We start from the raw sequence: 11672 nt of genomic DNA, 5'->3' as shown, positions 1-11672 counted from the left end.
ATTGAACTGGCGCAGGTAGCCTTCCGGAGTGACCTGATAGGCATGCCAGATTTCTCTGTCCAGCAGAACGTAGACATAACCGTGCCGCAGTATGCGCAACGCAGTCTGGATTGACCCGTGGTGCAGTTCGCCATGCTGCTTGAGCCCGTCGGTAAGAGGCATGACTGCAAGCCGAAGCGGCAGGATCGGTATGCCCGTTCGTTCACAGGCGCTGCAATTTCCGGGGGGATTGGGCGCCGCCTGACGGCGCGCCTGAGTCAGAGTCTTGCTGGTGCTCATGAATAGTTCGCCGCTGGAGATAACGATGCAACGATGCGCTTCCACGCATCGTCGTCGTAGGTTTCAAAACGCGCTTGGAACGTGGACCGGCCTGCGGCTGCGGCCGCGATATCGGCTTGAACTATTGGATTCAGTGGCAGGCCGGGATGAATGAATACGCGATGTGTGCACAGGTCGAAGATGTCTGCGCTCAGGCGCAGTCCAAGGTGATGGGCGTCGCGGATCATCCGGAATGCATGCACGGCGGCTTGCGGCGGCAGAATCGTGGCGCCACGCCAGCGCATGGGGGCATACGTCATCGGAAGCGTTAACGCCAGGCGCCACACATCCAGGAATTCGCCGACGAGCGGTGCTAGTTGTTGAGCCTGTCGAGCTAGCTCGGGTGCATCCATGCCAGCTTCGGTTGAGGCACCGCGAAGCAAGGTGTAGGTACCCCAACTGGTCGGGCATAGCCATCGCTTTACCGGCCATAGCAGTGCAGGAAAGGCACGTTCCATCGATGCCGCGAGCAGTTCGAGTCGCAATGGCTCGAACCAGGGTGTCATCCGTTCGCCAGCTACAGGCTTGATGACATCCAGGCAGCGCGCAGCTAAGTGATCGGCAACGGCATTGATGGGCCGATCACTAGTCAGCCATCCGCAGACATAGCGCTTCCTATAACTTGCGTCGTCAATTGCATGACGTTCGGCGGATGCGAGCAGCGACATGTTCGCTGTGTCGCCAGGTGCCGCCAACTGTACGAGCGCGGGACACGCGTGTGGCGTATGGGCGAGGTCCGGCCGCATTACGGGCGTGATCGCCTGTGCGCCCAACGCTTGGGTCAACGATTGAATACTTAGAGGATCTGTTGGCGGACACGGCGACAGCAGGTCCAGCAAAAGGTAAAGATGGTCGTTGGATGCGCGTTCGTGACGGGCAAATTCCTGTACGGCGCTCCGCATCACCTGGCGCGCTCCATCGCTCTGCCGAAGTGAACGGCTGGCTCGGCCTTGGCCAGCTCCACTTCAAGCGGGATCGTCTCGGACAGGCATCCAGGCAGCGTGAATTTGACGAGCTGAAAGGGCGCTTCGCCGAGGGCGCTAGCGGAGTGCAGATCGGTTTGCGTTGGCATGGCGAGCTTCCGGGTAGCGACGGACCGCACGGGTCGTCCTTGGTGCCAGATGGCACCACCGCTTTTAGAAGCTGCCAATACTGCGTGTAAATCAGAGGAGTCTTATTAATGAATCAAATTGACTGAGACACCACTGCTAAACACCATCCCGCGCCGCCGGCGCAACATTGGGTGTGATGGCCGCCGTCACCGCAGCTTCCTTCACCCGGCCAATGAACTTCCATCTCAACATCACCGCCGCAGCCGCAATCACCGCGGCCAGCGCGGCGGACATCATCATTGCTGCTTTCGCGCCCTGCCACTCGATAACGAACGCATACGCAACCGGCGCCGCAGCCGTCAGCAGAAAACTGGGAATCAACAACGCGCCAACCAGCGCGCCGTAACTGCGGAAGTCAAAAAGCGCCAGCGGCAGGGTTCCGCGCGTGATGGTCATGAGGCCGTTGCAGGCGCCGTAGAGCAGCGTGTAGGCGGCGGTGGCGTAGAGGTTGCCGCCGGGGACGAGGGCGAGCAGGAAGCACAGTGGGAGGACCAGGGCCACTGCCAGGTTGAGCGTCAGCGGATGCAGGCGGGCGCCGACGAGGACGTCGCCCAGGCGGGCAGCGAATTGGCCGATGCCCCAGAGCGATGCGACGGTGACCGCGGCGGCGGTGGCCAGGCCCAGGCCGGTCAGCAGCGAGAAAAGGTGCGCGGCGTTGCCGGCTGCCAGGAAGTTGGTCAGCATCGCCATGACGGCGTAGAGGGTGCCGGCCAGGCGGCGTTCGGCGGCGGTGCGGGTGAGGCCGGTGGCGGCCCTGCCGGGGTCGGCGGTTGACGCGGTGTAGCGGCGGCGGGGCAGGGCCAGGTAGAGGGGGATGGTGGCGAGGGCGAGGGCGGCGTAGCACCAGGCGGCGCCGCGCCAGCCAAGCCATTCGGCCAGGAAGTGGCCGACGGGCCACATGACGGTGGATGCCAGTCCGCCGAAGAGGGTGATCTGGGACATGGGCCGGCGCGCGGCAGGGCCGGCGGCGCGGGCCAGCGCGGCGAAGGCGGCGTCGTAGAGGCACAGGCGCATGCCGACGCCGAGCGCGGCCCAGGCGGCGAAGTAGAGCGTGTGCGAGTACGTGATGGCGAGCAGGGCGCAGCCGAGTGCGGATAGCGCGGCGCCTGCGGGCATGACGAGGTGGCCGCCCCAACGGTCTACCGCGGCGCCAGCGGCGGGGGAGACGAGGGCCATGACGACGATGGCGGCGGAGAAGCCGCCGTAGACGGTGGCGGTGCTCCAGCCGAGGTCGGCGGTCATGGCCGGGCCGAGCGCGCCGATGAGGTAGAAGGTGACGCCCCAGCCGAAGAGCTGGGTCAGGCCCAGGCAGATGACGGCGCGGGCGCGGATCATGGGCGTTGCGGGGGCGTGGTGTCGCCGTCGCCGAGGCTGCGCTGCATGAGGACAGTGTCGCGCCATTCGCCGTGCTTGTGGCCCACGGACCGCAGGGTGCCGACGGGGTGAAAGCCCTGGCTGGCGTGCAGGGCAAGCGAAGCGGCGTTGCGGCTGTCTCCGACGACGGCAAGCATCTGCCGCCAGCCAGCGGCGGTGCAGCGCTCGACCAGGGCGGCGAGCAGCTTGCCGCCGATGCCCAGCCCGGCGCGGCCGGCCTTGACGTAGACAGAGTCTTCGACGGTGTGCCGGTAGGCGGGGCGCGGGCGGTAGGGGGTGACGTAGGCGTAGCCGACGACCTCGCCGTTGATCTCGGCCACGAGGTAAGGCATTTCCTTTTCTAGGACGCCGGCGCGGCGCTGGCGCATTTCGGCGATGGAGGGCGGCTCGAGTTCAAAGGACGCGGTGCCGTGCTGCACGTGATGCGCGTAGATGGTCTTGATGGCGGGCAGATCGGCTTCCGCGCTGTCGCGGATGAGGACGGTGGGCGAATGGGGCGACATGGAAATGGCCGGAGATTTATTGGGCAATCGGGTGTGCAAGGCGCCGCACCAACGGACACATGAGTTGGGAGGTGTCCGAGGGTGGGAGTGCGCAGGGCCGATCGAAAACGCCAGTGTGAGCCAAGGTCAATCATTAATAAAGCTTTGGTCTATTATGATTTTCATAAGCAAAACTTTGGTGAATCCATGCGCGGCTTGAATCTGGACCACTTGCGCACGTTTGCGCAGGTCATCGAACTGGGCAGTTTTTCCGCCGCCGCCGAACGTGGGGGTGTGACGCAGCCCGCCGTCAGTCTGCAGATCCGCCAGCTGGAGCGGCGTTTCGGACTGAAGTTGGTGGAGCGCGTGGGACGCCGCGCGGGGCCGACGGCGGCGGGGCGGGAATTGCTGGCCCATATCCGCGTGATCGACGGCGCGATTGCGCAGGCCGAGCAGGCGATGGCGTCGCATGCGTCGCAGGTGTCGGGGCGGATCCGGCTCGGCACGGGCGCGACGGCGTGCACCTATCTGCTGCCGCCGGTGCTGGCGGAGCTGCGCCAGCGGTTTCCGGCGCTGGACATCGTGGCCAGCACGGGCAATACGGCTGACATGCTGCGCGGGCTGGAGGCCAATACGTTGGATATCGTGCTGATCACGCTGCCGGCGCCGGGCCGCATGTTCCAGGCGACGCCGGTGATGGAGGACGAGTTCGTGGCGATCTTTCCTTCGCGCGATCCGGCCGCCATCCCTGAGGTCGTGACGCCGCAGTCGCTGGCGCGGCTGCCGCTGGTGCTGTTCGAGCCCGGCGCGCGCACGCGGCGGCTGGTGGATGACTGGTTCGAGGCGGCGGGCGTGGCGGCCAAGCCGATCATGGAGCTGGGCAGCACGGAGGCGATGAAGGAGATCGTGGGGGCGGGGCTGGGCTGCGCGGTGTTGCCCCGGCTGGCGGTGTCGGGCGCCGGACGACGTGACGCGCTTGAAGTGCGTTCGCTGACGCCGAGGCTGTCGCGCGATCTGGCGATCGTCCTGCGGCGCGACAAGCCGCTCAGCCGCGGGCTGCGGCATTTGCAGGACGCGCTGCTGGCGTTGGGGGGGCGGGCGTCATGACGGCTTCACGCAGATCCGGCTCGACTCGTATGGCGCCTTCGATCGCTACGGCTTCTACCGTTTCTACGACCCGAACGACGCGTACGACTCCTACGACCACTACGACTCCTTCGGTCGCTACAGCCACTACGCTGCATAAGACCCGGATGGCCCGTACGAGCCATCCGACCCGACCCCTCGCCGAACCCGATCTCTATCCCTACGAATCCTCGCGCCGTCCGCTGGCGGGGCTGGCCATCGACTATCCCGACGGTCACCGGGTCAAGCGACACCGTCATCGGCGCGGCCAGCTCGTGTACGCGATGTCGGGCGTGATGGTGGTGGATACGGACGCGGGCATCTGGGTCGTGCCGCCGACGCGCGGCGTGTGGGTGCCGGCGTGGGTGTCGCACGGCATCCGCATGAGCGGCGAACCGCGCATGCGCACCGTTTTCGTCGAGCCGGGGGCGGCGGCACACCTGCCGGCGCAGTGCTGTGTGCTGTCCGTGTCGCCGCTGCTGCGCGAATTGATGGCGGCCGCCGCCGAGGTGCCGCTGGATTGGGAGCCGGACACGCGGGACGGGCGGCTGATGATGCTGCTGCTGGATGAGTTGCGCCAGGAACCCGTGCTGCCGCTGCATCTGCCGCAGCCGTCGGAACCCCGGCTGGCGCGCATCTGCCGCGCCATCGTGCGCCATCCGGAACGGCAGGACGGGGCAGCGGACTGGGCGCGGGAATTGGGCGTGGATCCCAAGACGGTGCACCGGCTCTTCGTGCGTCATACCGGCATGACATTCGGCCGCTGGCGCCAGCAGGCAAGGCTTTTGGCGGCGATGGAGCGGTTGGCGCGGGGTGATCGGGTGCTGGATGTGGCGCTGGACCTGGGGTACGAAAGCCCCAGCGCATTCGCAGCGATGTTCCGCAAGGCGCTGGGGGAGTCGCCCAGCGCTTTCGCGGCGCGCGGCGTGGCGTCCGCCTGATGGCCGCCGGCGGGCCGGCTGGTGGCCGGCCGACCGCCGCGCGTCCGTTTCCAGGGCGCGCACGGGCGGCCGGGCGCGGAAGCAGCGTATTATTTAGCGTTTTGCCGCCCACGCTAACAGCTACAGCCTGAGACAGATCATGCCGCACTACCGCTCCCGCACTTCGACCCACGGCCGCAACATGGCCGGCGCCCGCGCCTTGTGGCGCGCCACCGGCATGAAGGATGGCGACTTCGGCAAGCCGATCATCGCCGTGGTGAACTCGTTCACACAGTTCGTTCCGGGCCACGTGCATCTGCGCGACCTGGGCGCGCTGGTGGCCAAGGAAATCGAAGCCGCCGGCGGCGTCGCCAAGGAATTCAACACGATCGCCGTGGACGATGGCATCGCCATGGGTCACGGCGGCATGCTGTATTCGCTGCCGTCGCGCGAACTGATCGCGGACTCGGTGGAATACATGGTCAACGCGCACTGCGCCGACGCCATGGTCTGCATCTCGAACTGCGACAAGATCACCCCGGGGATGTTGATGGCCGCCATGCGCCTGAACATCCCGGTCGTGTTCGTGTCGGGCGGTCCGATGGAAGCGGGCAAGGTCAAGTCGCCGACTGACGGCAAGGTCATCGCCAAGATCGACCTGGTCGACGCCATGATCAAGGCCGCCGACCCCAACGTGTCGGACGCTGAAGTGGCCGAAGTCGAACGCAGCGCCTGCCCCACGTGCGGCTCCTGTTCCGGCATGTTCACGGCAAACTCGATGAACTGCCTGACCGAAGCCATCGGTCTGGCGTTGCCCGGCAACGGCACCATCGTCGCCACGCACGCCTGGCGCAAGGGCCTGTTTGAACAAGCTGGCCGCCTGGTCGTGGACCTGTGCCGCCGCTACTACGTCGAAGAAGACGAATCGGTCCTGCCGCGCAACATCGCCACCAAGAGCGCGTTCCAGAACGCGATGGCGCTGGATGTGGCGATGGGCGGGTCGACCAACACCGTGCTGCACTTGCTGGCCGCGGCACAAGAAGCCGGCGTGGACTTCACCATGGCCGACATCGACCGCATCTCGCGCAAGGTGCCGTGCCTGTGCAAGGCAGCGCCTGCTACCGACAAGTACCACATCGAAGACGTGCACCGCGCTGGCGGCATCCTGGGCATCCTGGGTGAGCTGGCGCGCGCCGACCTGCTGGATCTGTCCTGCGGCAACGTCCACAGCGGCACGCTGGGCGACGCCATCCAGAAATGGGACGTGGCCGGCGACGCGGGCGAAGAAGCCAAGAAGTTCTACCGCGCAGCCCCCGGCGGCATTCCGACCACGGTCGCGTTCAGCCAGGACGCCACGTTCCTGACGCTGGACACCGACCGCAAAACGGGCTGCATCCGCAGCAAGGAAAGCGCCTATTCCAAGGACGGCGGCCTCGCCGTGCTGTACGGCAACCTCGCTGAAAAGGGGTGCATCGTCAAGACGGCCGGCGTGGACGAATCGCAGTGGGTCTTCACGGGCCGCGCGCGCGTCTTCGAAAGCCAGGACGACGCCGTCGAAGGCATCCTGGGCGACAAGGTCGTGGCGGGCGACGTGGTGGTGATCCGCTACGAAGGCCCCAAGGGCGGCCCCGGCATGCAGGAAATGCTGTATCCCACGTCCTACCTGAAGTCCAAGGGCCTGGGCAAGACCTGCGCGCTCTTCACCGACGGCCGCTTCTCGGGCGGCTCGTCGGGCCTGGTGATCGGCCATGCCTCGCCGGAAGCGGCGGAAGGCGGCACGATCGGTCTGGTCGAAGAAGGCGACACGATCGAGATCGACATCCCCAACCGCAAGATTCACCTGGCCGTTTCCGACGAGGAACTGGCCCGCCGCCGCGCCGCCATGGACGCGTGCGCCGACGGCTGGGAGCCGGTGGGCCGCGAACGCGTGGTGTCGCAGGCGCTGCAGGCGTATGCGGCGCTGGCCACGTCAGCCGACCGCGGCGCGGTGCGCGATCTGTCGCAGCTCAAGCTCAAGGGCAAGCGCTGATCGGTTGATGGCGAGTTGTTGTGAAAGGCGGCGCACTTGGTGCGCCGTTTTTTTTTAGCTGACGATATTCGATGCGCATCTTGCTATGGCCCGCATCGGGAGGGGGAGGATCGATTACAGCTTGCACGTTGTAATCTACAAATACAGCTTACGAGTTGTATTTGATAAATACAGCCTACGTTGCGTATTCCAGTTTTACAACCTAGAATCTGTAAACCTCACCTTCAAGGGCTGGCATGTCCGACTTCACTGTCCGCACGGCGGACCAGCTTCCCGCCTTGCTCCGGGCCTTCCGCAAACAGGCGGGCATGACCCAGGCTGAGGCTGCCCTGCGTCTTGGCGTCACGCAGCAAACGCTTTCGGCGTTTGAGCGCAACGCCGGCAAGCTTGGCGCTGACAGGTTGCTGGAGATCCTCGGCATCCTGGGCGTGGAAGTCGTGTTGCGGCAACGGGAAAAATCCTCAGCGTCCAAAACATCGGCCACACCGGATTGGTAGCCATGGGCCGACGATCACACCACCGCGCTCTGGATCTCTGGATGAACGGGGACTTCGTGGGCGTCTGGAGCGTCCAGCCCCAGATCGGCGAGACGCTCCAGTACGACGAGGCATGGACTGCCTCGGGCCGGGGGCGGCCACTTTCGCTTTCGCTCCCCTTCACGCCGGGCAACCCGCCGCATCGCGGACAGATCGTGCGCAGCTATTTCGAGAATCTGCTGCCCGACAGCCAAAACATTCGCGAACGCGTCGCGCGGCGGTTCCAGGCGGGTTCCACTGATGCGTTCTCGTTGTTGGCCGAAGTTGGTCGGGATTGTGTGGGCGCTGTTCAGGTCCTGCCCCGCGGCGTGGCGCCTGACCCCGTGACGCAGGTCGACGCCATTCCCCTCAGCGATGCGCAAGTGGCCCAGGCGCTGCGCAGCACCCTGACTCCCGGACCTTTGGGCGGGCGCAATGCGGACGACGATGACGGGTTCCGCATCTCGATCGCCGGGGCCCAGGAAAAGACGGCCATGCTGTGGCTCGATGGGAGTTGGTGCAGGCCTCACGGCGCCACGCCGACCACGCATATCTTCAAAATGCCGCTCGGCCTCGTCGGCAACCTGAAGTTCGACATGAGTCATTCGGTGGAGAACGAGTGGCTGTGTTCCGAGATTCTCCATGCGTACGGGCTGCCGGTGGCGCGCACCCAGCCGTTGATGTTCGAAGACATGAAGGTGCTGGCGGTCGAGCGGTTCGACCGCCTGTGGTGGCGCAACGATGATGGCAAGCGCTGGCTGATCCGCCTGCCGCAGGAAGACATGTGCCAGGCGACGGGCACGCCGCCGCATCTGAAATATGAATCCGATGGGGGACCTGGCATGCGCAGCATCATGAAGCTGCTGGCCACCTCGCGCGACCCCGATCGCGACCGGCGCACGTTTTTCCAGTCGCAGGTCCTGTTCTGGATGCTGCGCGCCACGGATGGCCACGCGAAGAACTTCAGCATTTTTCTGCGACCCGGCGGCGCGTACGAGCTCACGCCGTTGTATGACGTACTGTCTGCCTATCCCGTCATCGGTACCGGCGCCAACCAGTTGTCGCCGTTCAAGGCACGCATGGCCATGGCTGTGCGCACCAAGAACACCCACTGGCTCATGCGCGACATTCTGCGGCGGCATTGGCTTGCCGTCGGTGCGGAACATGGTGTCGTGGCGCCGGACGGCCGGGGCGTGGAGACGGTGGTCGACGATCTGGTTTCGCGTACGCCGCATGTGGTGCGCGCGGTGCGAGACATTTTGCCGCCCGCGTTTCCCGAGCACGTGGCCGATACCATCCTCCAGGGGCTGCAGGCCGCAGCAGACAGACTGGCAGGTTAGCCAGAAGGAGTCCGAACCAATGTCTCTGAATTCCGATGCCTTGCGCCTGTTCCTTGGCGTGGTCGACGCCGGCTCCCTCAGCGCCGCCGCCGAAATGCTTGGCCAGACCGCATCGGGGGTCAGCCGCGGCCTGCATCGGCTTGAAGAAGACCTGGGCGTCACGCTGCTGAACCGCACCACGCGCCGTATGGAGCTGACCGAAGAGGGCCGGCATTTTCTGCCGAAGGCGCGGCAGATCGTGGCGGCGCTGGAAGAGGCCGAGGAGTGCATGCGCATGGTCCACCAGCGGCCCGCGGGCCGTCTGCGCGTGGACGCGTCGGTGCCGGTGATGCTGCACTGCGTAGTGCCGCACGTTACCGAGTTCCGGCGCGCGTATCCGGAGATTTCGCTGGAACTGACCAGCAACGATCGAATCGTGGATCTGATGGAGCATCGCACCGACGTCGCGCTGCGCATGGGCCCGCTGACCGATTCCACGCTGCATGCTCGCGCGTTGCGGCCGTCGCCGCGCTGGATGATGGCCAGTCCTGATTACATCGCGCGGCGTGGCGCGCCGCGCACGGTGGAGGATCTGGCGGGCCATGAAGTGTTGGGCTTCACGCAGCCAGAGAGCCTGAACCTCTGGCCGCTGCGCCATGCCGGCGGTTCAAGTTTTCAGGCGACGCCGACGCTTGCGACGTCCAGCGGCGAGACGCAGCGGCAACTGGCGCTGCGCGGCGTTGGCATTGCCTGCCTGTCGGATTTTGTGGTGCGCGAGGATATCGCGGCCGGGCGCCTGGTGAAGGTGCTGGAAAGCGAATACACCGATCACCTGCAGCCGATGCACGCGGTGTATCACCGCAACACGCAGCTGTCGCGGCGCATTGCGTGTTTTCTGGATTTTTACGCGGGCAGGATTTGAGGCGTTGCGTGGCGGCGTAATGTGGGGGTGTTTAAGAGCCAAATCGCGTAGTGCGCCGGTGTCAGACACCCGGGACGATTCGCGTCAGGCTGAACCGATGCCGCAAGGGTGTCAGACACCGATGAACGACGAAGGTGTCTGACACCTGTGGACAACTGCTACGCGTGCAGCGCTCTTCCAAACGCCGCCAGCACCGACTCGTGCAGCGTTTCCGACAGCGTCGGGTGCGCAAACACGGTGTGCATCAGGTCTTCTTCGGTGGCCTCCAACGACGCTGCGACGCCATAGCCCGTGATCAGCTCGGACGCCTCCGGATGGATGATATGCGCGCCCAGCAGTTCGCCTGACTTGGCGTCGAACACCGTCTTGACGAGGCCCTGATCCTCGCCCATCGCAATCGCCTTGCCGTTGCCGGCGAAGGTGAATTTCCCGACACGGATCTCGCCGCCGGTCTTCGTGACGTGTTCACGCGCGCGGGCTTCGGTCATGCCGATGCTGGCAACCTGCGGATAGGAATACGTGCAGGCGGGAATGCGCAGCGGATCGATGGCATGCACCGGCAACCCGGCGATGGCCTCCACGCACAGCACCGCTTCGTGGCTGGCCTTGTGGGCGAGCCACGGCGCGCCGGCCACGTCGCCGATCGCGTAGACGCCCGGCTCGCCGGTGCGGCACAGGCCGTCGGTGACGATGTGCGTCTTCTCGACCTTGACGCGCGTCCTCTCCAGTCCTAGGTTCTCGACGGTCCCGACAATGCCGGCGGCGACGATGACGCGGTCGAACGTCTGTTCGATCTTTTTGCCGTCATGCTCCAACGTCACCTTGACGCCGTCGGCGGCGGTCGACGAGGCCGTCACCGCGCAAAGGGTCAACACGCGGATACCTTGCTTCTCAAAGGCCTTGCGCGCCAACTGCGAAATCTCGGCGTCTTCCTGCGGCAGGATCTCCGGCGTCATGTCGATCAGCGTGACCTCTGCGCCCACCGCGCGATAGAAGCTGGCGAACTCGGCGCCGATGGCGCCCGCGCCCACGACCAGCAGCGACTTCGGGATTTCGGTCGGAAGCAGCGCCTGGCGGTAGGCCCAGATGCGTTCGCCGATGGGCAGCGCCGGCAGTTCGCGAGCACGCGCGCCGGTGGCCAGGATGATGTGCTTGGCCGACAGGGTGGCGCCGTTGTCCAGCGCCAGTTTGCCCGCGCCCGCAAGCTGGGCGGTGGCCGCGAACGCCGTCACGCCGTTCTTCTTCATCAAGTGCGCCACGCCCTGGCCCAGCCGGCCGGCCACCTTGCGTGACCGGGCGACCATCGCGGCCAGATCGGGACGCGCTTCTGCCGCGCCCGTCACGCCGTAGTGCGCGGCCTCGCGGCAGGCGCGCAGCACGGTCGCGCTGTGCAGCAAGGCCTTGGTGGGAATGCAGCCCCAGTTCAAGCAGATGCCGCCCAATTCGGCGCGCTCGACCAGCGCGACCGACATGCCCAACTGCGCGGCACGGATTGCAGCCACGTAACCGCCCGGCCCGCCGCCCACCACCACCAGATCAAAACTCGTCTTCGTCAT

12 protein-coding genes are annotated in these 11672 nt (G+C 65.9%); 6 read left to right on the top strand and 6 right to left on the bottom strand.

Going from position 1 to position 11672, the window contains the following annotated elements:
• From B3098_RS02955 to B3098_RS02935, 5 genes are all read right to left on the bottom strand, one after another.
• Positions 1 to 279: toxin VasX (locus B3098_RS02955; protein WP_286890697.1), on the bottom strand; the 279-nt coding region annotated here is incomplete at its 3' end.
• Positions 276 to 986 carry a hypothetical protein gene (locus tag B3098_RS02950; RefSeq protein WP_286890695.1) on the bottom strand — a complete coding sequence of 237 codons (711 nt, stop codon included), beginning with the start codon at positions 984 to 986 and terminating at the stop codon, positions 276 to 278. The genes B3098_RS02955 and B3098_RS02950, both read right to left, overlap by 4 nt.
• 233 nt (positions 987 to 1219) lie before the next feature.
• Positions 1220 to 1390, bottom strand: coding sequence for a hypothetical protein (locus tag B3098_RS02945; protein WP_175184875.1), 171 nt, complete (start codon positions 1388 to 1390; stop codon positions 1220 to 1222).
• A gap of 136 nt (positions 1391 to 1526) precedes the next feature.
• Positions 1527 to 2765: an MFS transporter gene (locus B3098_RS02940; RefSeq protein WP_286890693.1), complete on the bottom strand. Its 1239-nt coding sequence runs from the start codon at positions 2763 to 2765 to the stop codon at positions 1527 to 1529.
• Positions 2762 to 3307 (bottom strand): GNAT family N-acetyltransferase, encoded by a 546-nt coding sequence (locus B3098_RS02935; protein WP_175122177.1) that lies wholly within the window; start codon positions 3305 to 3307, stop codon positions 2762 to 2764. The genes B3098_RS02940 and B3098_RS02935 overlap by 4 nt, the downstream gene beginning before the upstream one ends.
• Positions 3308 to 3493: 186 nt before the next feature.
• Between B3098_RS02935 and B3098_RS02930 the strand changes: the two genes are divergently transcribed.
• The 6 genes from B3098_RS02930 (at position 3494) to B3098_RS02905 (ending at position 10116) form a co-directional block, all read left to right on the top strand.
• On the top strand, positions 3494 to 4393 hold the full coding sequence (locus B3098_RS02930; protein WP_279973721.1) for a LysR family transcriptional regulator: 900 nt from the start codon (positions 3494 to 3496) through the stop codon (positions 4391 to 4393).
• Positions 4394 to 4539: 146 nt separating this feature from the next.
• Positions 4540 to 5352 carry an AraC family transcriptional regulator gene (locus B3098_RS02925; RefSeq protein WP_286890689.1) on the top strand — a complete coding sequence of 271 codons (813 nt, stop codon included), beginning with the start codon at positions 4540 to 4542 and terminating at the stop codon, positions 5350 to 5352.
• Positions 5353 to 5491: 139 nt separating this feature from the next.
• Positions 5492 to 7360: a dihydroxy-acid dehydratase gene (ilvD, locus tag B3098_RS02920; RefSeq protein ID WP_286890688.1), complete on the top strand. Its 1869-nt coding sequence runs from the start codon at positions 5492 to 5494 to the stop codon at positions 7358 to 7360.
• A 236-nt stretch (positions 7361 to 7596) separates the two neighbouring features.
• Complete coding sequence (locus B3098_RS02915) at positions 7597 to 7857, top strand: helix-turn-helix transcriptional regulator (RefSeq protein ID WP_175139537.1); 261 nt, start codon at positions 7597 to 7599, stop codon at positions 7855 to 7857.
• Positions 7858 to 7859: 2 nt separating this feature from the next.
• Positions 7860 to 9215: a type II toxin-antitoxin system HipA family toxin gene (locus tag B3098_RS02910; protein ID WP_414631256.1), complete on the top strand. Its 1356-nt coding sequence runs from the start codon at positions 7860 to 7862 to the stop codon at positions 9213 to 9215.
• 19 nt (positions 9216 to 9234) lie between these two features.
• Entirely contained in the window at positions 9235 to 10116 is an 882-nt protein-coding gene (locus tag B3098_RS02905; protein ID WP_286890684.1) for a LysR family transcriptional regulator, read from the top strand.
• A 158-nt stretch (positions 10117 to 10274) separates the two neighbouring features.
• On the opposite strand, the gene lpdA is transcribed toward B3098_RS02905, so the two are convergent.
• The gene (gene lpdA, locus B3098_RS02900; RefSeq protein WP_286890683.1) at positions 10275 to 11672 is read right to left on the bottom strand and encodes a dihydrolipoyl dehydrogenase; all 1398 of its coding nucleotides are present in this window, start codon (positions 11670 to 11672) and stop codon (positions 10275 to 10277) included.

The sequence above is a fragment of the Achromobacter sp. UBA2119 genome, assembly GCF_002331005.1.
GTDB lineage: Bacteria > Pseudomonadota > Gammaproteobacteria > Burkholderiales > Burkholderiaceae_B > Achromobacter > Achromobacter animicus.
Note: the sequence above shows the minus strand (reverse complement) of the source record. Positions and strands in the feature narration are given on the sequence as shown.